The organism is Streptomyces sp. SudanB5_2050, assembly GCF_964272335.1.
GTDB classification, from domain to species: Bacteria; Actinomycetota; Actinomycetes; order Streptomycetales; family Streptomycetaceae; genus Streptomyces; species Streptomyces rochei.
Genome location: NZ_OZ186760.1, coordinates 4849038 through 4871025, shown reverse-complemented (window position 1 = coordinate 4871025; position 21988 = coordinate 4849038). Strand labels below are relative to the sequence as shown.

19 protein-coding genes are annotated in these 21988 nt (G+C 74.1%); 7 read left to right on the top strand and 12 right to left on the bottom strand.

The features are described 5' to 3' along the window. Positions 1-51: 51 nt before the first annotated feature. The gene (locus ACFZP7_RS21845; RefSeq protein WP_385635318.1) at positions 52-1410 is read right to left on the bottom strand and encodes a DUF6716 putative glycosyltransferase; all 1359 of its coding nucleotides are present in this window, start codon (positions 1408-1410) and stop codon (positions 52-54) included. A gap of 198 nt (positions 1411-1608) precedes the next feature. Here ACFZP7_RS21845 and ACFZP7_RS21840 point away from each other — a divergent pair, with 198 nt between their 5' ends. From ACFZP7_RS21840 to ACFZP7_RS21825, 4 genes are all read left to right on the top strand, one after another. Continuing rightward, complete coding sequence (locus tag ACFZP7_RS21840; protein ID WP_019330072.1) at positions 1609-2598, top strand: glycosyltransferase family 2 protein; 990 nt, start codon at positions 1609-1611, stop codon at positions 2596-2598. Then, positions 2595-3929: a polysialyltransferase family glycosyltransferase gene (locus ACFZP7_RS21835; RefSeq protein WP_031022152.1), complete on the top strand. Its 1335-nt coding sequence runs from the start codon at positions 2595-2597 to the stop codon at positions 3927-3929. Before ACFZP7_RS21840 ends, ACFZP7_RS21835 begins: the two co-directional genes overlap by 4 nt. Positions 3930-4295: 366 nt before the next feature. Beyond that, positions 4296-5261 (top strand): glycosyltransferase family 2 protein, encoded by a 966-nt coding sequence (locus ACFZP7_RS21830; protein WP_385635316.1) that lies wholly within the window; start codon positions 4296-4298, stop codon positions 5259-5261. A 3-nt stretch (positions 5262-5264) separates the two neighbouring features. Then, a complete protein-coding gene (locus tag ACFZP7_RS21825) occupies positions 5265-6620 on the top strand; it encodes a polysialyltransferase family glycosyltransferase (protein WP_385635314.1) in 1356 nt (451 codons plus the stop codon). A gap of 118 nt (positions 6621-6738) precedes the next feature. Here ACFZP7_RS21825 and ACFZP7_RS21820 read toward each other — a convergent pair whose 3' ends face one another. Further along, positions 6739-7812, bottom strand: a complete 1074-nt coding sequence (locus tag ACFZP7_RS21820; RefSeq protein WP_192341417.1) for an acyltransferase — start codon at positions 7810-7812, stop codon at positions 6739-6741. A gap of 440 nt (positions 7813-8252) precedes the next feature. Here ACFZP7_RS21820 and ACFZP7_RS21815 point away from each other — a divergent pair, with 440 nt between their 5' ends. Beyond that, complete coding sequence (locus ACFZP7_RS21815) at positions 8253-9230, top strand: class I SAM-dependent methyltransferase (protein ID WP_019330067.1); 978 nt, start codon at positions 8253-8255, stop codon at positions 9228-9230. Here ACFZP7_RS21815 and ACFZP7_RS21810 read toward each other — a convergent pair. After that, positions 9215-9865: a TetR/AcrR family transcriptional regulator gene (locus tag ACFZP7_RS21810; RefSeq protein ID WP_030978618.1), complete on the bottom strand. Its 651-nt coding sequence runs from the start codon at positions 9863-9865 to the stop codon at positions 9215-9217. The genes ACFZP7_RS21815 and ACFZP7_RS21810 overlap by 16 nt on opposite strands. 71 nt (positions 9866-9936) lie before the next feature. On the opposite strand from ACFZP7_RS21810, the gene ACFZP7_RS21805 reads away from it, so the two are divergent. Further along, on the top strand, positions 9937-11352 hold the full coding sequence (locus ACFZP7_RS21805) for an FAD-dependent oxidoreductase (RefSeq protein WP_385635312.1): 1416 nt from the start codon (positions 9937-9939) through the stop codon (positions 11350-11352). A 70-nt stretch (positions 11353-11422) separates the two neighbouring features. Here the strand turns inward: ACFZP7_RS21805 and ACFZP7_RS21800 are convergent, their stop codons facing one another. Further along, complete coding sequence (locus tag ACFZP7_RS21800; protein WP_019330064.1) at positions 11423-13003, bottom strand: methylmalonyl-CoA mutase; 1581 nt, start codon at positions 13001-13003, stop codon at positions 11423-11425. Between the two features lie 281 nt (positions 13004-13284). Here ACFZP7_RS21800 and ACFZP7_RS21795 point away from each other — a divergent pair, with 281 nt between their 5' ends. After that, the gene (locus tag ACFZP7_RS21795) at positions 13285-14196 is read left to right on the top strand and encodes a L,D-transpeptidase family protein (protein WP_385635310.1); all 912 of its coding nucleotides are present in this window, start codon (positions 13285-13287) and stop codon (positions 14194-14196) included. A 178-nt stretch (positions 14197-14374) separates the two neighbouring features. On the opposite strand, the gene ACFZP7_RS21790 is transcribed toward ACFZP7_RS21795, so the two are convergent. The 8 genes from ACFZP7_RS21790 to ACFZP7_RS21755 all read right to left on the bottom strand — a co-directional run bounded on the left by ACFZP7_RS21790 (position 14375) and on the right by ACFZP7_RS21755 (position 21783). Next, on the bottom strand, positions 14375-15550 hold the full coding sequence (locus ACFZP7_RS21790; protein WP_385635308.1) for a hypothetical protein: 1176 nt from the start codon (positions 15548-15550) through the stop codon (positions 14375-14377). After that, positions 15550-16212 carry an RNA polymerase sigma factor gene (locus ACFZP7_RS21785; RefSeq protein ID WP_030978610.1) on the bottom strand — a complete coding sequence of 221 codons (663 nt, stop codon included), beginning with the start codon at positions 16210-16212 and terminating at the stop codon, positions 15550-15552. The genes ACFZP7_RS21790 and ACFZP7_RS21785 overlap by 1 nt, the downstream gene beginning before the upstream one ends. A 362-nt stretch (positions 16213-16574) precedes the next feature. Next, a complete protein-coding gene (locus ACFZP7_RS21780) occupies positions 16575-17477 on the bottom strand; it encodes a hypothetical protein (protein WP_385635306.1) in 903 nt (300 codons plus the stop codon). Between the two features lie 50 nt (positions 17478-17527). Beyond that, a complete protein-coding gene (locus tag ACFZP7_RS21775) occupies positions 17528-18145 on the bottom strand; it encodes an RNA polymerase sigma factor (RefSeq protein ID WP_019330059.1) in 618 nt (205 codons plus the stop codon). 97 nt (positions 18146-18242) lie between these two features. After that, positions 18243-18680: a hypothetical protein gene (locus ACFZP7_RS21770; RefSeq protein ID WP_220671638.1), complete on the bottom strand. Its 438-nt coding sequence runs from the start codon at positions 18678-18680 to the stop codon at positions 18243-18245. Positions 18681-18854: 174 nt separating this feature from the next. After that, the gene (locus ACFZP7_RS21765; protein ID WP_385635305.1) at positions 18855-19415 is read right to left on the bottom strand and encodes a hypothetical protein; all 561 of its coding nucleotides are present in this window, start codon (positions 19413-19415) and stop codon (positions 18855-18857) included. 87 nt (positions 19416-19502) lie between these two features. Further along, a complete protein-coding gene (locus ACFZP7_RS21760) occupies positions 19503-20060 on the bottom strand; it encodes a hypothetical protein (protein ID WP_385635303.1) in 558 nt (185 codons plus the stop codon). 112 nt (positions 20061-20172) lie between these two features. Then, on the bottom strand, positions 20173-21783 hold the full coding sequence (locus ACFZP7_RS21755) for a glycoside hydrolase family 20 protein (RefSeq protein WP_385635301.1): 1611 nt from the start codon (positions 21781-21783) through the stop codon (positions 20173-20175). Positions 21784-21988: the final 205 nt, after the last annotated feature.

Genomic DNA, 21988 nt, shown 5'->3' with positions numbered 1-21988 from the left:
CCGGTGGCGCGGAGGTCTGGGGAAGAGCCGGGGCCCCGGATATCGGCGTGCTCACAGCTCCCCCATCCGCCGGATCACCGGGGCGACGCGCTGGACGCCGTGGCGGTAGGCGCCGCGGGCGGCCCTGCGGACGACCTGGCGGACCGGGCCGGGTGCCCGGTCGGCGGCGGGGGCGCCCGGCAGCGGGGTGCCGTCGGGGGCGAGGTGGTGGCGGGCGAGGATGCCGGGGAGGTATCCGGGGGCGGTGACGGTGGTGTAGTACGGGGCGAGCGGGGGCAGACCGCCGGGACAGCCGCGCAGGGCGGCGATGCGCTCCCGGGCCCGGTCGAAGGCGGTCTCGTAGGCGCCGCCCTCGGCCGCCACGCCCTGCCGGGCGACCCACTCGGTGTCCGGCACCGGGCGGTGGCCCTGGTCGAGCTGGTCCCAGGAGGCGAGGCAGCCGGAGCCGACGAAGTGGTGGTTGCCGAGCGCCTCGCGCACACCGAGGTCGGTCAGTACGGCCGTCGGGATGCGGCGGTGCAGGGACTCCAGGGCCGCCGTGGAACTGACGGTGACCAGAAGGTCGGTGCGGTCCAGGACCTCGCCCATGTGGCCGTAGACCAGGCGGAAGTTGGGCGGCGGGTCGGCCCGCTGCACCAGCTTCTGGTACGGCAGCTCCTCGATGTGGGTGGTGTGCTCGCCGGGCTTGGAGCGCAGCTTGAGGACGACCTCCCGCTCCGGGTGCCGGCGGGCGTGCCGGATCAGCCGTTCGAGGAGGTACGTACGGTCCCTGCGGTTGTCCGGCACGGAGGGCTGGGCGGCGAAGACCACCGTGTACGGGCGGTCGTCCCCGTCGGGCTCACCGGCGTAGGCGGATCCGCCCAGGAAGGGCAGGGCGACCTCGGTCACCGCGGAGGCGTCGGCGCCGACCCCCTCGTACACCGCGCGGAAACGCTCCGCGTCCTGGCGGGAGTTGGCGAGGACGACGTCGGCGCCGTGGCGCAGCAGCAGGCCGTCGGCGAGCTTCTCGTAGACGACGCCGACGTAGCCGGTGACGACCACGGGCCGGTCGGCGCGGTCCTGCCAGACGCGTCCCAGGCCGTGCAGCATCGCCTGGACGCCGCCGCCCACCAGGGCGAGGACGAGGACGTCGTAGGAGTCCTCGCCGGTCGCGTCGCCCATGGCGCGCAGGAACTCGACGGCGGTCACCTCGCGGAGCGAGTCCGCGGTGACGCCGACTTCCCGCAGCTGGCGGGGGGTCGGGGTGGCTCGGCCGCGCAGGAGGTATCCGTCGAGACGGATCTCCGTGTCCTCGGGGGACTCGGCGGGATCGGGACTGATGCGGCTCGCGGTGAGCGCGCCCCATTTCCACCGGGTGTCGGAGTCCGCCAGGACGGCGACTCGCAGGGCCTTCGTTGCACTTGCTGGCACGCCGTAGACGCTAGGAATCGATTTCTAGGAACCGCCCAACCGGAATCCAACAAATGGTGAACAGCACATCGCCGAATGGGTGATCGGCTCGTCCGGCGCCCGTAAAAATGTTCGCTTCACTGCTTCGCCACGCCGCGTTCACCTCGACTCAAGGTGCGGGTAAATCCGAATGCCGGACCGCCGCATAACGTCTGCGACGTGCCCAAGCTCTCCGTCATCGTGCCGTTCTACAACGTGCGGCAATACGCACCAGACACCCTGCGGAGTCTGCTCGCCAACGCGCGGGACGACTTCGAGTTCATTCTCGTCGACGACTGCTCCACCGACGGGACCGTGGACCTCCTCGCCCGCGCCGAGCGGGAGCTGCCGGGGGCGGTGCTGGTCATACACGAGAGGAACGGCGGACTGGCCACCGCCCGCAACACCGGCATCGACCGGGCGCGCGGCGAGTACCTCACCTTCCTGGACGGCGACGACTGGCTGGCGCCGGGCCACTGCGCCCGTCTGGTGGACGCGATCGAACGGCTGGACGTCGACTTCGTGCGCACCGACCACGTGCAGTGCACGGGACGGGCCCGCACCCTGCACCGGGTGCCGCACGGCCGCCGCAACACCCCGCTGCGTCCCCGCGACGCGATCCTGCCCGCGCACCGGACCACCTCCGTCGACTACGCCTACGCGTGGGCCGGCGTCTACCGCCGCGGGCTGGCCGAGCGCGGCCTGCTGCACTTCACCGACGGGCTGCGCACGGCCGAGGACCGGCCGTGGATCTGGAAACTGCACCGGGAGGCGGAGTCGTTCGCCGTGACCGGACTGCTCGGCGTCTTCTACCGGCGCGGGGTCGCGTCCTCGCTCACCCAGATCGGTGACGTCCGCCAGCTCGACTTCGTCCGCGCCTTCGACGAGGTCCTGGCGGGGGCGGCCGGGGACCCGGACGCCGCGCGGCTGGTGCCGAAGGCGGTGCGCACGTACTGCGCGATCATCTCCCACCACCTCGGTGCGATCGAGAGGTTCGAGCCCGCCGTGGCCCGGCAGCTGAAGGCGATGAGCGCGGCGGCGCTCGGGCGGATGCCGCAGGACGCGCTCGACGAGGTGCTGGACTCGATGGACGCCGAGCGCGCCACGCGGCTGCGCCGGCTGCGGCGCCGCGCGGGGGCGGCCCGGCGGGAAGCGGAGGCGGCGGCGTGACCACGCAGATCTTCCTGGCCTCGACGCTGTACGGCACGGCCACGCTCGCCGCGGCCCTGGACTCCGGCTGCTTCGACGCGGCCGACCGGCGCGTCCTGCTGGTCTCCAACAACGCGGCGACGCCCGAGACGACGCCGGCCGTGGACGCGATGCCGGGCTTCGAGCAGCTGCGGGGACGGTTCGACGACGTGGTGTCGTGGAACGAGGCCGTCTTCCCCTTCCACCCCTCCGACTGGTCGCCCCGCCCGGGGGACGTGCCGCTGTGGGAGCGTCATCTGCGGCTGGCCTGGGGGCTCGGCGACGACGACGTGGCGCTGGCCGTGGAGTCGATCCAGGTGCACCCGGCGCTGGGCGTGGCGCAGATCTTCACGGACGCGCCGCTGACCGTCTACGCGGACGGGCTGATGAGCTACGGGCCCACCCGCACCAAGCTCGCCCCGCTGGTCGGCACGCGGGTGGAGCGGCTGCTCCACCTGGACCTGGTGCCGGGGCTGACTCCGCTGCTGCTGTCGGAGTTCGGCGTGGCGCGGGAGGTCGTGCCGGCCGCGGCGTTCACGAAGGTGCTGGCCGAGATGGCGGGCACCGGTGCCGGGCTGCCCGACGTGGAGGGACCCGCGGTCCTGCTCGGCCAGTACCTGTCGGCGCTCGGTGTCCTCACGGCCGAGGAGGAGGAGCGGCTGCACGTGCGGATGCTGACGGGCGTCGCCGCGCTCGGGCACACCCGCGTGGTGTTCAAGCCGCACCCCACGGCCCCGGCCCGTTTCACCCGCACCCTGGAGGAGGCGGCCGGCGGGCTCGGCGTCGAGCTGACGGTGGTGGACAGGCCCGTCCTCGCGGAGGTGCTGTTCCAGCGGATGCGGCCGGCGCTGGTGGTCGGCTGCTTCTCCACGGCGCTGCTCACCGCCTCGGAGCTGTACGGGCTGCCGGTCGCCCGGGCCGGCACCGAGACGCTGCTGGACCGGCTGACGCCGTACGAGAACAGCAACCGCGTGCCCGCGACGATCGTGGACGCGCTGCTGCCCGACCTGGCCGACGCCGCGGCCGTCGCGGAGGGCCGGCCGGGCACGGACGTGGCCGCCCTCGCCGCGCTGGTGCGGGCCGTCGGGTTCGCGATGCAGCCGAAGGTGCTGCCCGAGCTGCGTCCGGCGGCCGAGGAGTACCTGCGCGACCACCTGGACGCGGACACCCGGCGGTACTTCAAGAAGCGCCGGCTGACCGCGCTGGGCCTGCCGGGCGGCCTCCCGGCCCGGCTCGGCTTCCTGCCCCGCAACGCGACGGCCCGCCGGGTGGTCCGCCGCGTCCGCGCCGCGCGCCGCTCGATCGGGGGGTGAGCGGGGGCCGCGGAGGGGCGGCTACGGACGCCCGGGGCCTGCGTCTGTGCGGCGAGCACCTCGCCGCGCGGGGCGCCGGCCCCGCTCCCCGTCGGCCCCGCCGACCGAAGCCGTTCTGGAGCGCTCGACGAGGAAAGCCGGTCCGTGCTCGCGCCGCAGGTCGTGCGGTTCCTCGATGTTCGCCCGGGTGGTCTTCCCCGGGAATCTGCGCACGCCGTGCGAGAAATCCTCGATTCCGCCCGAGTCACCGAGAATTCATTTCCGCTGCGAATGGAGTTCGCCTGCCCGCGTCCCGCACGACACCGCCGGCTCCGGGCGCGTAGTTAGCCTGTTCCAATCTCCAACCTTCGAGCGTGAGAGGCCCGCGTGCCGAAACTGTCCGTCGTCGTCCCCATGCACAATGTGGAAGCCTTCGCCGAGAGCACTCTGAGAAGTCTCGCCAACAACGCGGACCCCGACTTCGAGTTCCTGCTCGTCGACGACTGCTCCACCGACGCCACGTCATGGGCGATCGACCGCTGGGCGAAGAGCCGCACCGACACCAGGGTGATCCGGCACGAGACGAACAAGGGCATCGCCCAGGCCCGCAACAGCGGGATCGACGCGGCCCGGGGTGACTTCGTCACCTTCCTCGACGGCGACGACTGGTACGGGCCGGGGTATCTCGGCGAACTGGTCTCCCGGGTGGAGGAGCTGGGCTGCGACTTCGCCCGCACCGACCACATCCAGGCCACCGGCACCGAGCGGGTGGTCCGGCGGCCACCGGCCCCCGCGCGCGACGTGGTGATGGACCCGCGCGACGGCATAGCGCCGCCCCACATGGAGACGATGGTCGACTACCCCTTCGTGTGGGCCGGGATCTACCGCAGGCACCTCTTCGACGACGGCGCGATGCGCTTCGCGACCGAACTGCGCACGGCCGAGGACCGCCTGTGGATCTGGCGTCTGCACCTGAAGGCCGAGTCGTACGCGTCGCTCGGTCTGCACGGGGTCTTCTACCGGCGGGGCGTGGCCACGTCGCTCACCCAGATCAAGGACGCCCGCCAACTGGACTTCATCCCGGCCTACGACATGCTCCTGCGGGACCTGCTGGCGGACCGGGAGGCCGAGCGCTTCCTGCCGAAGGCCGTGCGGACGTACTGCGCGATGATCGCCTTCCACCTCGGCAAGGTGAACGAGTACGAGTCCGCGGCGGCCCAGCGGCTGCGCCGCGAGGCGCGGGACGCTCTGCACCGGATGCCCCAGCACGTGCTGGAGGAGACCCTGCGCACCATCGACAGCACTCGCAGCAGGCTGCTCGGCCGCCTGCGTGACGGGCGGAAGGCTGCCTGACCCATGCCCCACAAGACCCAGATCTTCCAGGTCTCCACCCTGTACGGCGCGGCCACCCTCGCCGCGGCGCTCGACGCGGGCCTGTTCGGGCCGCGCGACGGGGCCCGGCGCGTCCTGCTGGTCTCCAACAACGCGGCGATACCCGAGACCGCGCTGCGCCTGGACGAGATGCACGGGTACGAGCGAATATCCGGCCGGTTCGACTCCGTGGTGAGCTGGAACGAGGCGATCTACCCGCACCATCCCAGCGCCTGGGGCCCGCGCGGCAACGACACGGTGCTGTGGCAGAAGGCGTTCCGGCTCGCCTGGGGCATCGGCGAGCGGGACCTGATCGAACTCGCCGTCGAGTCGATCCAGGTCAACCCGGCCCGGGCGCTGGCGGCGATCTTCTCCGAGGCCGCCCTGCACGTGTACGCGGACGGCCTGATGAGCTACGGACCGACCCGCGAGAAGCTGCCCCTGACCATCGCGCGCCGCATCCGCCGGCTGCTCCACCTGGATCTGATACCGGGTCTGAGGCCGCTGCTGCTCTCCGAGTTCGGCGTCGAGCCGGAGGTCGTCCCGGACGAGGCGTTCCGCGCGGTGCTCGACGAGGTGGCGCGGGACGCGGCCGCCGACCCGCACCTGGCGCCGGTGGTGCGGGAGAAGCCGACCGCCGTGCTGCTCGGCCAGTACCTGGCGGCGATCAACATCCTGAGCGCCGAGGAGGAGGAGGACCTCCACGTCCGCATGCTGGACGGCGCGGCGCGCGCCGGCCACCGCTCCGTGGTCTTCAAGCCGCATCCGACGGCGCCCGCCGGCTACACGGCGGCGCTGAGCAAGGCGGCGGCGGACGCGGGTGTGCGGCTGACCGTCCTGGACGCTCCCCTGCTGGCGGAGACGCTGTACCACCACTGCGCGCCGGAACTCGTCGTCGGCTGCTTCTCCACGGCGATGGTCACGGCCTCCGCCTACTACGACGTGCCCGTCGCCCGGGTGGGGACCGCGCTGGTGACGGAGCGGCTCACGCCCTACCCGAACAGCAACCGCGTGCCGCTGGCCGTCGTCGACCATCTGGTGCCCGACCTGGAGGGCGGGCAGGAGCCGGCCCGTGTCGGCTCGGCCCCCGAGACCCTCGCCCCGCTGGTGCGGGCCATCGGTTTCTGCATGCAGCCCAAGACGTACGCGGAGCTGCGGGAGCCGACGGAGACCTGGCTGCGGGCCAACCTGGCGACCGTGCCCGGCTACTACTTCCCCGAGCTGCGGCTGACCGAGCTGGGCCTGCCCGGCAGCCGCCCGCAGCTGCGGGCGAAGCTCCAGGTGCGGCGGGCCCGGCGCGTGGTGCGCCGGGCGGTGCGGCGCGGTACCGGGAGGAAGTGACCCGGCGGACGTGGAGGGCCCCCGCCGTTCGGCGGGGGCCCTCCACGTCTCCCGTACCGGCCCGGTACCGGCCCCGGACCCGCCCGGCCCGGACGGACCCGCCCGGCCCGGACCCGGCTCAGCCCAGCCAGCGCCCCAGCCGCAGCCGGGTCCACAGCAGGGCGGCGGCGAACGACAGTACGACCGTGGCCCCGGTGAGCCCGGCGAGTCCGCCCACGGCGCCCGGCCACCCGGCGTCCGCCGACACCACGCGCGGGGCGACCGCCTCCAGGAACAGCAGGTGCACCAGATACGCGCCGAAGGAGGCCCCGGCGAGCCTGCCCAGCAGCGGGCGGAACCGCTCGGGCACCCTGATCCGGGCGAGGGCCATCAGCAGCGTCCCCGCCAGCAGCGCCACCACGACCGAGGCGTAGGGGCTCGGGAAGTGCACGCGGTGCTCGTACACCGCCACCGCCGCCCACGCGCACAGCCCGCCGGCCAGCCACACCAGGCGCCGCCCGCGACCCGCGACCGCATGGCCCGGCAGCGACAGGAGGACGGCCCCGACGACCGCGTACACGATCTGGTAGACGCCGAACTGCCAGCCGAAGGCGGGGCGTTCGACGTCGAGGAGGCGGGCGAGGTCGCCGACGAGGGTCGGCGCGAGCGCCAGGCCCAGCAGGGCGGCGCCCGCGCCCCAGGGCCGCCGGCCGGCCCGGATCAGGACGAGCACCGACAGCAGCAGGATCACCGGGACGTACGCGTACAGGTACCAGAGATGGAAGGCCGGCCGTACGGAGCCGAAGAGCGCGTCCCACGCCAGGTCCCGGGTGGGGTCGGTGTGGACGCCCCGCACCCGGTCCCAGAGCAGGTAGACGGCGGTCCACACGGCCATCGGCACCACGATGCGGGTCAGCCGCCTGCGGACCTGCCCGCCGTCGCGCGGCGGGGCCCCGCTCAGCACGACCCAGCCCGCGATCGCGAAGAACAGCGGCACGGCGCACCGGCTCAGCGCGTCGCCGGCGAGCGCGGTCCAGTAGACCGGCCCGCCCTCCGCCGGGGTGCGGTCCACGGCCTTCATCATCTCGCCCGCCGCGTGGCAGACGATGACCCCGACCGAGGCGAGGACCCGGACGAGGTCGATGTCGTACCGGTGCTCACCCCGGGGGCGCGGGGACGGTGCCCGCGCCTCCTCGGGGGCGGAGGCGCGCACGGGATCGGTGGCGGTCAGCGGCTCGGCGGCGATGGGTGGTCACTCCCGGGTAGGACGCGCGGGCCCGCCGGTGCTGCGGCCGGGCCGGGGAACGGAGGTCCGTGCCGCGCGCGGCCGCTGCCGCGGCGCCCGCGCGGCGCACATCGGTGCAGGCTATGAGGGTGTCGTGCGCGGCCGGAAGCCGTCGCGCATGAACATCGGCCACGCGTGCGTGACCTTCCGGTGAACGCGCGGTGCCGCCACCGGCCCGTCACCCGGTGTTGGGCGGAGGTTCGCCGGGCGCCCGTCCGTCCGCGTCCCGAGCGGGCGCGTGGCGGGGCCCCCGGCTCGGGGAGACGGACGGTGCTCGTCCGGGCGCATTGAGCGATTCGTGCGATTTTCCGTCCACCGGATCGCGCGCGCCCCCTCCATTTCGCGGACGGAGGAGGCATCCTCCCTGCATGGCCACTGCGCAAGAGACGCACAAGCTCCCCGGCGACCTCAACGACGTCCCCGGCTGGTTCTGGCCGCTCGACCAGGTGCTGTTCTCCTGGTTCCTGGAGCGTCAGGAGCGGCAGGGCACCCGCGGCGACCTGCTCGAACTGGGCGCCTACCTCGGCAAGAGCGCGATCCTGCTGGGGCACCACCTGCGGGACGGCGAGACGCTCACGGTCTGCGACCTGTTCGAGACCGAGCCGCCGGACGCGGCCAACCGGGCGGAGGCGGCGAAGTCGTACTCCACGCTCACCCGGGACGCCTTCGAGCGGAACTACCTCTCCTTCCACGACACCCTGCCCCGGATCGTCCAGGCCGTCAGCTCCACGATCACCGACGAGGTCGGGGCCGGCACCTGCCGCTTCGCCCACATCGACGCCTCGCACCTGTACGAGCACGTGCGGGGCGACATCGGCGCGGCCCGGGAGCTGCTGCTGCCCGAGGGCATCGTGGTCCTCGACGACTTCCGCAGCGAGCACACCCCGGGTGTCGCCGTCGCCGCCTGGGAGGCGGTGCTCAACCGCGGACTCAGTCCCGTCTGCCTGAGCAGCCAGAAGCTGTACGGCACCTGGGGCGACCCGGAGCCGGTGCGCGAGGAGCTGCTGGCGGCGCTGCGCGAGCGGGACGACATCGCCGTGACCGTGGAGGAGGCGGCCGGGCACCGGCTGATCCGGGCCCGCGCCAAGAGCAAGCGGATGCGACCGCCGTCGCTGCCGTCCTCCCGGCACCCGGCGCCGGCCCCCGCCCCGCCGGCGCCGCGCGTGGACGCCGGGCCCGCGGCGGGCCGGACCGCGCAGCCCCGCCCGTCCGGGCCGCGCACCCCGCGCGAGCACGCCCGCCGGCTCGCCCTGGACGTGCTGCCGCCGGTCGTCACCCGGGCGGTGCGCCGCTACCGGGCGGCGCAGCGGGCGAAGGCGGGCGGTACGGCTCAGTCGAGGCCGTAGGCGGCCCCGATCCCCCCGATCACCAGGGCCAGCCCTTCCTCGAAGTGCCGGTCGTAGTCCGTGAAGATCTCCGCGCCCGCCTGAGCCGTCAACGGATAGTCGGCCATCAGGCGGGCGCGTTCGTCCAGGTCGTACCCCTCCCGGCGTTCGCCGGGCAGGGGGTGCACGCCCTGTTCCTCGGTGACGAAGCCGAGGGTGAACACGTACGCCGTCGTGGTCGCCCGCACCGCCTGCGGGAGGGTGAGGCCGGCGGTGGTGAACAGGCGCAGGTCGCTCTCCATCTGCTCGGCGTGCACCGCGCCGGTGAAGCGCGAGCCGCTGAACACCTTGGCCCCGTCGCGATAACGGAGCAGGGCGGCGCGCAGACCGCGGTTGGTCTTGAGCAGCCGCTCCCGCCAGGTGTCGGCCGGGTCGAGGGAGGTGTCGGCGACCATCCGCCGGTACATCTCGGTGGCCATCTCGTCGAGCAGCGCCTGCTTGTCCTTGAAGTGCCAGTACAGGGCGGGCGCCTTGACGTCCAGCTCCCTGGCGATGGCGCGCAGGGTCAGCCCGTCCAGCCCGACCTCGTTCAGCAAGTCCAGCGCCGTGTCCGCGACCCGTCGGCGGTCGAGGGGGGCGCGTCGTTCCGTACCCACGCTTGACAGCTTAACGGCGTTAAGTCCATCCTCGGACCCAAGCGGCACTTAACAGTGTTAAGGAGATGGTCATGGAGACGGACACGGACGTCCTGGTCGTCGGCGCGGGCCCCACCGGTCTCGCCCTCGGCGTCGATCTGGCCCGGCGCGGGGTGGACGCGCTGGTCCTGGAGCGCGCGGCGGGGTTGTTCCCCGGCTCGCGCGGCAAGGGTCTGCAGCCCCGCACCCTGGAGGTCTTCGACGACCTCGGTGTCCTGGACGCGGTCCGCGCGGCGGGCGGGACCTATCCGGTCGGCATGATCTGGCAGGACGGGCGGCGGGTCGGCGAGCACCGGATGTTCGACCCGGCCGAGGCGAGCGAGGACTCGCCGTACGACGAGCCGTGGATGGTGCCGCAGTGGCGCACCCAGGAGATCCTGTGGGACCGGCTGGCGGAACTGGGCGGCGAGGTCGCCTTCGGTCACGAGGTCACCGGGATCGAGCAGGACGCCCGGGGCGTCACCGCGCACCTCGCCTCCGGCTCGGCGCTCCGCGCCCGCTGGCTGGTCGCCGCCGACGGCGGCCGGTCGGCGGTACGCCGAGCCCTGGGCATCGGCATGACCGGCGAGACCGTGGACCCGAGCCCGATGCTGGTGGCGGACGTGCGGATCAGCGGCCTGGACCGCGACCACTGGCACGTCTTCCCGCCCGCCGACGGCAGCCCGCACTTCCTCGCCGTCTGCCCGCTGGCCGGCACCCAGGACTTCCAGGTGGTGGCGCAGTTCCCCGAGGGCGCGGCGGTGGACCTCGGCCCGGACGGCATCCGCAAGGTGATCGCGGAGCGCTCGCACCTGGCCCCCGAGGACGTGACCGAGGTGCGCTGGGCCTCCGACTTCCGGCCGCGCGCGGCCCTCGCCGACCGCTTCCGGGCCGGCCGCGTCTTCCTCGCCGGGGACGCCGCGCACGTGCACTCACCGGCGGGCGGACAGGGCCTGAACACCAGCGTCCAGGACGCCTACAACCTGGGCTGGAAGCTGGGCGCGGTGCTGACGGGCGGGGCCCCGGCCGGGCTGCTGGACAGTTACGAGGAGGAGCGGCGCCCGGTCGCCGCACGGATGCTGGAGCTGTCGACCGGCGTCCACCGGGGCGAGGTGCGGCGCGGCGGGGCGACACGGCAACTGGGGCTGGGCTACCGGGACTCGTCCCTGACGGCGGAGACCCGGGCGGCGGTCGCCCAGGGCGCGGTGCGGGCCGGGGACCGGGCGCCGGACGGGACCGTGGACGGCGTACGCCTCTTCGACGCCTTCCGCGGACCGCACTGGACGCTGCTGGCGCTGGGCGTCGACGCCCCGGACGTGCCGGAGCCGGTGCGGGTGGTGCGCGGGGCGGCACTCGGGACGTACGGGACGGGCCTGTTCCTGGTGCGGCCGGACGGGTACGTGGGCTGGGCCGGGACCGCACCGGAGGGCGTCGGCGGCTACCTGGGCCGGTTCGGGCCGACGCGCTGACCGGCCGACGGCCCGGCCCGGTGGCCGTCAGCCGTCGCCGGCCGGCACGCGTACGAGGGGGCGCCCCGGCTCAGAAGGCGTCCGAGGGCACGTACGTACCCCAGACCTCGCGCAACGCGTTGCACACCTCGCCCACCGTCGCCCGGGCCCGCAGCGCGTCCTTCATCGGGTACAGGACGTTGTCCTCGCCCTCGGCGGCCTTCTTCAGGGCCGCCAGTGCCGTGTCCACCGCCTGCTGGTCGCGCTCCGCGCGGAGCTTGGCGAGCCGGTCGGCCTGCTGGGCCTCGATGGCCGGGTCCACGCGCAGCGGCTCGTACGGCTCCTCCTCGTCGAGCTGGAAGCGGTTGACGCCGACCACGACGCGCTCGCCGGAGTCGGTCTCCTGGGCGATGCGGTAGGCGGAGCGCTCGATCTCGCTCTTCTGGAAGCCGTGCTCGATGGCGTTGACCGCGCCGCCCAGGTCCTCGACCTTGCCCATCAGCTCCAGCGCCGCCGCTTCGACGTCGTCGGTCATCTTCTCGACGACGTAGGAGCCGGCGAAGGGGTCGACGGTCGCCGTCACGTCCGTCTCGTAGGCGAGGACCTGCTGGGTGCGCAGGGCGAGCCGGGCCGACTTGTCGGTGGGCAGCGCGATGGCCTCGTCGAAGGAGTTGGTGTGCAGGGACTGGGTGCCGCCGAGGACCGCGCCGAGACCCTGCACCGCGACGCGGACCAGGTTCACCTCGGGCTGCTGGGCGGTCAGCTGCACACCGGCCGTCTGCGTGTGGAAGCGGAGCATCAGCGACTTGGGGTTCTTCGCGCCGAACTCCTCCTTCATCACCCGCGCCCAGATCCGGCGGGCCGCGCGGAACTTGGCGACCTCCTCCAGGATCGTCGTACGGGCCACGAAGAAGAAGGAGAGACGGGGCGCGAAGTCGTCGACGTCCATGCCGGCCGCGACCGCCGTGCGCACGTACTCGATGCCGTCGGCGAGGGTGAAGGCGATCTCCTGCGCGGGAGAGGCGCCCGCCTCGGCCATGTGGTAGCCGGAGATCGAAATGGTGTTCCACTTCGGGATCTCGGCCTTGCAGTACTTGAAGATGTCCGCGATCAGGCGCAGCGAGGGCTTGGGCGGGAAGATGTAGGTGCCCCGCGCGATGTACTCCTTGAGCACGTCGTTCTGGATCGTGCCGGTGAGCTTGTCGGCGCTGACGCCCTGCTCCTCGGCGACGAGTTGGTAGAGCAGGAGCAGCAGGGCGGCCGGGGCGTTGATCGTCATCGAGGTCGAGACCTTGTCCAGCGGAATCCCGCCGAACAGCACCCGCATGTCGTCGATCGAGTCGATCGCCACGCCGACCTTGCCGACCTCGCCGCTCGCGATCGGCGCGTCCGAGTCGTGGCCCATCTGGGTGGGCAGGTCGAAGGCGACCGACAGCCCCATCGTGCCGTTGGCGATGAGCTGCTTGTAGCGGGCGTTGGACTCCGTCGCCGTGCCGAAACCGGCGTACTGGCGCATCGTCCAGGGCCGGCCGGTGTACATCGTCGGGTACACGCCCCGGGTGAACGGGTACTTCCCGGGCTCGCCCAGTTTCTCCTCGGCGTCCCAGCCCGTCAGGGCGTCGGGCCCGTAGACCGGTTCGATGGGCAGTCCGGACTCCGACTCGCGCGCCATGGTGTGTTGCCTCCCGCTGAGCACATGTTCGATCCGCTCGAACGACCCGTCAGTTACTCGCCAGTACAGACCGACCCTGTCGACGGACTGTATCGGCGCACGCACCACCCGTGGAGGGGCCCACGCTGGGAGCTTGCTCACAACGCCGGTGCGGTCCCGGTCACAACGATGCCGTGCCGTTCGCGGCGCGTCATCCGCGGGAACATCTCAGGGGACGTTCGTGCGGGACGTCCGTGCGGGACGGTGAGACGGCGGGGAGACGGCGGGGGGGCGTGACGCGGATGACGGGTACGACGGGTACGACGGGTACGGGGAGCGCGGGCGGTACCGGGAGGGCCCTGGCCGTCGCGCTGGGGGTCGTGCTGGCGGTGGGCGGCTGCACCGTCGAGGGCACCGGTCCGGACGGCAAGGGGCGGGCGCCGGTGCGCATAGACGTCACGACCGCCCCGGCGGGGGAGCCGGGGAAGCGGGAGACGCCACGGGAGCGCGAGGAGCCGGACGGACCGGAGCGCACACCGGTCGGTGACCGGCGGCCGAGCACACCGCCCGCCCGGACCGTGGCCCCGGTGCTGTGGCGGCCGGGTGACAGCGGCCTGGACGTGCGCGAGCTCCAGGCGCGGCTGCGCCAGGTCGAGTGGCTGGTCGACGGCCCGACCGGGACGTACGACGACCTGACCGAGCGCGCGGTGCGCGGCTTCCAGGGCAAGCGCGGGCTGCCGCGGACCGGCAGGACGGACACCGTCACCTGGCAGCGGCTGCTGGGCATGACGCACGAGCCCGGCACGTGGGAGCTGTACCTGATGGGCGGGCAGCCGGCCGCCGCGCCCGACCCGCGCTGCATGACCGGGCGGGTGCTGTGCGTGAGCAAGACCAGCCGGACGCTGCGCTGGATGATCGACGGCCGGACCCTGTCGACGATGCCCGTGCGGTTCGGCTCGGAGTACACCCCGACCCGGGAAGGCGTCTTCGAGGTCTACTGGAAGTCCCGCCACCACGTCTCGACGCTCTACGACTCGGCCATGCCGTACGCGATGTTCTTCAGCGGCGGTCAGGCCGTGCACTACTCGGAGGACTTCGCCGCCCGCGGCTACGCGGGAACCTCGCACGGCTGCGTCAACGTGCGGGACGAGGCCGCCGTCGCGGATCTGTACGCACAGGTGCGCAACGGCGACAAGGTCGTCGTCTACCGGTGAACGAGGAGGAAGAGGCGGGAGAGGGGAATGGGCGCGGGCGGGACCGGGGGAACGTGTCCCGCCCGCGCCGAGGTGCACGAGCCGTAGGTACGGGGGGAACCCCGGCTCGGTGCGAAAGCCGATGACCAGTCGGCTCACTCATTACTGCGCCCCGGCGCCCGAAAGTGTCACACCCTCGCTAGAAAAATCTGTCGGCCTGGGAAATCCGCAGGTCAGAGCGGGTGTCGCCGAGGGCGGGCAAGGGGTGCGACAGCGCGGGCCACTGCGGACGCGGGCGGAGCGAGGGCGCCGTGGGGCCGGGGTGGGCGGCGGGCGGGGCTATGTGGCCGCCGTCGTCGGCGTCATCGTCCTTGCCGTCCTTGCCGGCACCGCCCTTGCCGTCGCGGTCGCCCTTGCCGCCGTTGCCGTCGTCCTCGCCCTGGTCGCTCTTGCCGCCCTTGTCTCCCTTGTCGCCCTTGCTGTTCTTGTCGCTCTTGCCGCCGCCCGCGTCGGGGCGCGGCTCCCGGTCCCGTGCCGCGTCCCCGGCCTCGCCGGCGTCCCGTCCGCCGGCGCGTTCCCGCTCGGCGGTACCGGTGCCGGCGAGGAGGTTCCGGCAGTACACGTCCACCTTCGAGGAGCCCCCGGCCGCCTCCTTCAGGGCGCGCTCGCGGACGTCACCGAGGTCCTTGCCCGCCCGGACGTCCCGGCAGGACGCGGTGAGGGCGGGCCGGTCGGTGCCGCCGGCGGAATCCCGGTCGGCACCGGTGTCGCCGGCCGCGCCGTCGGCCGATCCGTCCCGGCCCGGGGCGCCGGTCGTGCCGGACGTGGGACCGGTGGGGATCGAACCGTCCCGCAGCCCGTCCAGCGGCGAGGGCGAGGTCGTCGGGCGGTCGGGGGACGCGGCGGCCGAGCCGGTGACGGCGGTGTCCGGCCCGGCACCGGGGAACGGTCGGGGCAGGACTCCGTTTGCGGCCGCCACCGCCACCCCGCCGACCATGCCGACGGTCAGCGCGGCGGCCAGCCCGAGGTGCAGGGGGCGGCGCCTCCGGGGGCGCCGGGAACCCTCGTCGCGCGGGCCGATGCGGATCAGCCCGGCGTCGGCGGGCGGTGCCGCGGCGCCGTGCACCCGCCCGGAGCGCGCCGCCGCCGCCTCGTCGGCCCGCTCGGCGCGCACCTTGCGGAAGGCGGCCAGCGCGGCGGCCTCGCCGGGCATCTCCTCGCTGGTGGGCGCGGGTGCGGCGGCGAGCGCGCCCAGTGCCTCGGCCAGCCGTTCGGCGCGGTCGCGGGCCGCCGGGTCGACAGCCTCCAGTGACTCTCCGCGCAGCAAGATCTCCGCCGTTTCGCGGTCCAGCCACCTGTCCTGCTCGTCGGCCATCACATGTCCTTCTGCGTCCGCGTACGCGTATGCGTCACACTCGCGGACGTCACCGCACGGGCGCGCGGTTCTCGCTGGGGCGGCAGGCCGTCGAGCCCGCCGGCCGATTCCGGATCGCCGCCGAGCAGTTCCGCCAGGCGCTTCAGACCGCGGTGCGCCGCCGTGCGGACGGCACCGGGCCGCTTGCCCAGCGTCTCGGCGGCGCTCTTGGCGTCGAGGCCCACCACCACGCGCAGCACCACGGCCTCGGCCTGGTCCTGGGGCAGCCGGGCGATGAGGGAGAGGGCGCTGTCGGTGCCCAGGGCCTCCATGGCCTCGCCCGCCGTGTCGGACTCGGCGGGCCTGCCGGTCAGCTCGGTCTCGTCGCCGCCGATCGCGGGCCGGCGTCCGCGCATCCGGATGTGGTCCAGCGCGCGGTTGCGGGCGATGCGGGCGGCCCAGCCCCGGAAGCGGTCGGCGTCGCCGTCGAACCGCTCCAGGTCACGGGCGATCTGCAGCCACGCCTCGGACGCCACGTCCTCGGCCTCGTGATCGCCGACGAGCGTCCGCACGTACCCCAGCAGCCGCGGGTGCACCGAGCGGTACACGGTTCGGAACGCGACCTCGTCCCCGTCCTGTGCCGCACGTACCGCGGCGGTCAGCTCCGCGTCGTCCCCCAGCACCGAGAAGGCCTTTCTGCGCCTGAGCCGGCGCCGCTCTCGCGGACGTGGTCCTCGCCGTCGTGGTTTCTCGTCAGCGGTCGCGGTGGTCTTCCGCGACCGGGTGCGGGAGCGGAGCCCCCGCTGCATCGGCGCGAATGGCACGTTACGTCTTGAAACCGCCACACGTCCATGTCCCCATCGCATTGCCGTACAAGATGCAACTAACCCGTGACGCCGTGGGGTGTGACACAAAACGCAGTCCCGGCGCTGTAGGGAGTACGGGCCGCCGCGCGGCCCGTACCGCGCGACGGCCGGGGCCTCTCCTGTGGGGGGTGGCGGCCCCGGCCGTTGCCTCGGCCCCACCGCATCGTCCCAAGTCCGGGCTACGAGCCGGCGCCGGAGGCCCGCTCCGCCCGTCCCGCCTCGCCCCCGCCCGCCGTTCCCTCGCCCGCGTCCCGCGCGTTGCCGCCGCCCGCGCCCGCCGGGCCGCCGCCGGTACCCGGGTCCCCGTTCTCCGCGGCGTCCGCGGCGCCGTCGCCGATGCCGCCCGCGGCGCCGTTCGGCAGTGCCGGGGCGGCCGGGCCGGAGGACGAGGTCGGCTTGTTCGCGTCGCTCACGGCCTCCGTCGGGGCCGGCCCCGCCTGCTGTCCGGCGCAGAACGCGGCGACCTCGGCCTCGCCGCCCGCCGCGTCGACGAGCCGCCGCCAGGCCGTGGCGTCCAGCGCCCGGCCCCGCTCCCCCAGCCGCTCGTACGCACGGCACCGCGCCTCGGTGTCGCGGGTGCCGACCGGGCCGTCCGGAAGGGCGGACCCGGCGGGAGCCGGGGTGGCGGCGTCCGGGGCGGGCACCGGACGGACCTCGGTGCCGTCGGTGCCGTTCGCGCCGCCCGTGCGGCCCGTGCCGTCCGTGACGGCGGGCGGGCGCTCCCGGTCCGGCCGCGCGGTGTCCTGGCCGGTGCCGCCCCCGCCGATCGCCGCGTAGGCGACGCCGCCCAGGGTGAGGCCGGCCAGCAGTACGGAGAGGGCGGACCGCAGCGGGAGTCCGGGGCGCCGCCGCTCACGCGGACGCCAGTCGTCGCGCCGGCGGGGGCGTGCCGCCCGGCCCGTCGCCGGGTCGTCGCGGGCGGCGCGGAAGGCGGCCACCGCCCGCCGCTCGCCCTCCTCGTCGGCGGGGTGCCGCAGCAGGGCGGCGGCGATCACGTCCTGCGCCGACCGGGCTCCGCGACGGCCGGTACGGGCGTCGGCACGACCGGCATCGCCGTCGCCGTCGCCCCGCTGCGCACGCATGTCCGCCTCCGTTCCCGCTCGCTCCGCCGGGCCGGCGCCGCCGGTGCCCGTCATGTCGACTCCCCCAGCGTCCTGGGCGCGTCATCCGTCACACCGTCGACGCCCAGTTGCCGTGCCAGCCGCTTCAGTCCCCGGTACGTCGCCGTGCGCACCGCGCCCGGCCGCTTGCCGAGGACGCGCGCGGCGGCCGGTCCGTCGAGGCCGACGACGACCCTCAGCAGCACCGCCTCGGCCTGGTCCCGCGGCAGCCCCCGGACCAGGGCCAGGGCGGCCTCGGTGGACAGCGTCTCCAGCGCCTGGTCGTGCGTGGAGTGCGGGCCGGGCAGGTCCAGCAGGTCCTGCTCCAGCGCGGCCGGCCGGGGCCGCGTCTTCTGCCGGCGCAGGTGGTCCAGCGCCCGGTGCCGGGCGATCGTCGCCGTCCAGCCCCGGAACCCGGCCCCGTCGCCCCGGAAGCGGCGCAGATCGCGCGCGATCTCCAGCCACGCGTCCGACGCGACGTCCTCGGCGTCGTTGCCGACCAGCCCCCGCAGATAGCCCAGCAGGCCCGGCTGCACCAGCCGGTAGGCGATCGCGAACGCCGTCTCGTCACCTTCCTGGGCCCGCGCGACGGCCGCGCCCAGTTCCCCGTCGTACGCCTGTACGCGGCCGGGTTCCCCTCGCTGGCCCAAGAACCGTCCTAGTCCGTACCGAGTCCGCGCGCGCTCGGCTGAGCCCGCCCCCACGGTCATCAGCGTCGGCGCGCACGGAAGTGTCACAGGGGCCCGGTCAGCCGTCCGCAGCCGCATCCCGGCACAGCAGCCGCAGCGAACCGTCACCGGTGAAGCAGCGGCGGGCCTCGTCGATCGGGTCCCACAGGCGCCCGTCGGGCGTACGGACCCAGTGGTCGCCGCCGGTCGCCCACCACTCGCCGCCCGCCTGGCGCACGATCACCTCCCCGGCGTAGGCGCCGAGTCCGCGCAGCACGGTCTCCACGGCGGCGTACGGTGCCCCCTCCCGCCGGATGCCGTCGATGACGCGGTCGACGCGCCACAGGCTCTGCGCCGAGTAGTCCAGGCGCAGCCGGGCGCCCTCGCGCAGCGCCGTCGCCGCGTCGGCCGCCCACCGCACGGGCTTGGCGGCAGCCGCCGGCCGGGTCTCCTGACGGCTCGTCGGTCCGCCGGTCGCGGTCGTCGCACCGGCTGTCGTCTCACGGGCTGTCGTCATACGGGCTGTCGTCATATGGGCTAGAGCGCCGCCGGCCGGCGTTTCGTCACCCGGATGCGCCGCCCGTCCCGCAACCGGCGCAGGACCGCCCCACCTCCCCCACGACCACCGCACGGCTGTCGCGGGTCGTGCGCAGGACGGTCACAGGCCGCCGGTGCGGAGCCGGCCTCGACGTCAGGCGCGGCCGCGGGCGCGGCGCGAGACCACCGCGCGCAGGACACGGCGGCCCTCCGTGGAGATCTCCAGGGCGCGCCGCAGCCCGGCCGGGCCGTGGCCGGTGAGTGCGTTCAGGACGGTGAGCTGGCGGCGCAGTTCCGCGGCGACCAGCGGCGACGGGGACTCGGCGCCGTCCTGCCGGCGGAGGTCCTCCCCGGCCGCGTCCCCGGCCGGGTCGAGGAGGCGGTGGATGCGGAGCGAGGCCACGGAGCAGGCGTCGGCCCAGGTCCGTATCCCGGCGCCCGAGCACTCGGCGGGCGCGGCGGCCAGCATCCGGCGGGCCAGCAGCACGGCCTCGTCCTCGCCGCTCGCGTCGGGGCCGGCCAGCGCGTCCCGCGCCCGTTCCAGTTCCCGCGCCCAGCCGGGACCGGGCGGCGCGTCGTCGGCGAGGGTCGCCCACAGGGGCCGCAGGATCTCGTCGTCGCCGTCCAGCAAGGGGACGCAGCGATCCAAACAAGCCAGTCCGCTCCCGGCGAGTCCGCGGGCGTCGGCCCGCGCGATCAGTTCCACCAGGCTCATCCGGTGCCTCCCCTTTTCTGCCGTCCTGCCCCGCACACGGCCACGGAGCCCGCGCTTCCCCTTACTGCGCGCGACGGCCCGGGAGTGTCACAGCGGCACCACGCCCAGCCGGTCGAGGAACCGGAAGAAGAGCTTTTCGGCCACCGGGTCGGAGTCGATGCCGCCGTCGGCGCCGGTGGCGGACCCCGGCCCCGGACCGCTCCCCGGATCGGCCGACAGCACCTCCGTCAGCTCCCCGGCGCTCGCGGTGTGTCCGGCCTCCGCGGCCCAGGCGACGGCACGCTCGGCGGCGTCGCGGGGCTCGAGGAAGTAGTCCTCCAGCGTGAGGCCCTCCTTCTCGGCCCCGAGGTAGCCGGCCATCGCGGAGCGCGCGAGGCAGGTCGTCCACGCCCCGCTCTCGGGCGCCGCCGCCTCCACGACCACGCAGTCGCTGTCCATGACGTACCCGAAGAGCGCGGGCGCGCCGGTCTGCCCGGCCAGGTCGTTCATGTTCCCGACGTCGCCGTCGCCGCCCGGGAACTCCCACACCTGCCAGCCGTCCGGCGCGGACCGGCGCAGGGTCATGTCCGCGGCGCCGGACAGCGCGTCCAGTTCCGCGAGCGGCCGCTCGGCGCGGCCCACGACGAAATACCCCCAGTAGCCCATGTCCCGGCTCCCCCCGGCGTGTCCGTTCGGCTCGCGAAAAGACCACCACAGGCGTACGGCGGTCCGCAGCCCGTTCGGACAATCTCCTGCGGCGGGGGCGGGGGCGGACGGTTCAGTCGAGGCGGTTCGCCAGCGCCTTGAAGTCGGTCCAGGACAGCTCGGGCTTGTCGGGGTCCCACAGTTTCTGGACCGTCGCCGCCAGCGGCAGCCGGATGCCGTCGGCGACCTGCGCCTGTGTCTGGGCGCTCGGGATGTCGCCCCAGACGGCGAAGCTGCCGCCGAGTATCTGGTCGTCGTACTCGGCGTCGACCGGCGTCGTGCCCCGGATGACGCGCGGGGTCCACTGCTCGTAGATGCGCTCGCCGGTGGGGTAGACGAAGGTCTGCGGTTCCCCGAGCACGTAGTAGAGGAACTCGTCGTTGTAGTTGATGACCTCGCGGCCCGCCCTCAGGTACTCGACCGGCTGCCGGGCGCCGATCTCCTTGCCGGTCCAGTAGGCGACCTTGATCTCCTTCAGCGGCTCGACGGACGTGTCCTTGAAGAAGCCGTCGTTCCAGGCGCGCGGTGTGCGGTCGTGGGCCATGACCGTCTTGGCCCGGTCGTTGAGCCAGCCGGTGGTGAGGTCGGCGACGGTGCCGCCGGAGCCGTAGGCCTTGCGGGCGGCGGCGGCCAGGTCCGGGTAGGACGCCTCGGGGTCGGACACCACGAGGGCCTGGTACTCGTCGGCGCCCAGGTGGAACTGGGAGCCGGGGAAGAGGTCGGCGTACTCGTCGAGCAGGTCGTCGACGATCTCGGCGGCCTCGGGATCGGAGATGTCGATCGCGCCGCGGGTGGGCGTGCCCTGCGCGTTGCGCAGCTGGAGGTCCGGGTGGGCGGCGATCACCGCGCCCAGGTGCCCGGGCGAGTCGATCTCGGGGACGACGGTGATGTGCCGGGAGGCGGCGAGGTCGACGATCTCCTTGACCTCGGCCTTGGTGAGGTGGTCCCCGGAGACGACCTCGGGGTGCGAGTCGGACTCGATGCGGAAGGCCTGGTCGTCGGAGAAGTGCAGGCCCAGCTCGTTGAACTTCAGGTCGCCCAGCTCACGTATCCGGTCCTTGATCCAGTCGGCGTCGTAGTGCTTGCGGGCGATGTCCAGCATGAAGCCGCGCCGCTCCTTGGCCGGCTCGTCCTTCACCTCGCCCTCCGGCGCGGTACCGCCGCCGTCCACGGCCTGCTTCAGGGTGCGGGTGCCGTAGTAGACGCCCGCCTCGGCCGGCCCGGTGACGGTGACGCGGCCGTCGCGCACGGTCATGGTGTACGACTCCGGGTCCGCGCCCTTGTCCTCCTCGACGTCGAGCAGCAGGTCCCCGGCGCGCTCGTCGTCCTTCTCCCCCGCGTACGTCAGCCCCAGCTCGCCCGCGATCAGACGCCCCTCGTCGGCGAGGGAGGCGTCGGCGACGACCACGCGGTGGTCCTTCTCGGGCTGCCACCCCGGTCCGCGGGCGGGGGTGTGCTCCCGCACGGCCGGTATCGTGCGCGGCGCCTCGGAGAGCGGGTACGAGCGGCTGGGGCTCGGCGCCGCGGCCTCCCCGGAGGCGCGGGCGGCCGGACCGCCGGCCCCTCCGTCCCCGTCGGTGGCCCACAGGCCGACTCCCACGCCGAGGGCGGCGACCACCGTGCCGGCGATCACGGCCCGCTGCCTGACCTTGTTCGCCGGTGTCCGGCGTCCGTGCTGGCTCACAGCGCCAACCTAGGGCCGCGAGCCTCACCATGCGTCCACCACATGTTCTGAAACTCTCCCGTTCAGGTGAAATTCGGGCATCGGTCGGACACGCCATGCCGTCACTCGATAACGTGACGCCACTTCCTTCGCACAATCCCCTGCCGACACACACGTGACGCCCACGAGGACCACGCTGCCCGTGCACCGTCTTCCAGACCTTTCC

Excerpts from the sequence above, each read along its gene's own strand:
- ACFZP7_RS21825 (WP_385635314.1), top strand. The coding sequence starts at position 5,265 with ATGCCCCACAAGACCCAGATCTTCCAGGTCTCCACCCTGTACGGCGCG.
- ACFZP7_RS21800 (WP_019330064.1), bottom strand. The coding sequence starts at position 13,003 with ATGGCGCGCGAGTCGGAGTCCGGACTGCCCATCGAACCGGTCTACGGG.
- ACFZP7_RS21770 (WP_220671638.1), bottom strand. The coding sequence starts at position 18,680 with ATGACGACAGCCCGTGAGACGACAGCCGGTGCGACGACCGCGACCGGC.
- ACFZP7_RS21795 (WP_385635310.1), top strand. The coding sequence starts at position 13,285 with ATGACGGGTACGACGGGTACGACGGGTACGGGGAGCGCGGGCGGTACC.
- ACFZP7_RS21815 (WP_019330067.1), top strand. The coding sequence starts at position 8,253 with ATGGCCACTGCGCAAGAGACGCACAAGCTCCCCGGCGACCTCAACGAC.
- ACFZP7_RS21805 (WP_385635312.1), top strand. The coding sequence starts at position 9,937 with ATGGAGACGGACACGGACGTCCTGGTCGTCGGCGCGGGCCCCACCGGT.
- ACFZP7_RS21760 (WP_385635303.1), bottom strand. The coding sequence starts at position 20,060 with ATGGGCTACTGGGGGTATTTCGTCGTGGGCCGCGCCGAGCGGCCGCTC.
- ACFZP7_RS21790 (WP_385635308.1), bottom strand. The coding sequence starts at position 15,550 with ATGGCCGACGAGCAGGACAGGTGGCTGGACCGCGAAACGGCGGAGATC.
- ACFZP7_RS21780 (WP_385635306.1), bottom strand. The coding sequence starts at position 17,477 with ATGCGTGCGCAGCGGGGCGACGGCGACGGCGATGCCGGTCGTGCCGAC.
- ACFZP7_RS21765 (WP_385635305.1), bottom strand. The coding sequence starts at position 19,415 with ATGAGCCTGGTGGAACTGATCGCGCGGGCCGACGCCCGCGGACTCGCC.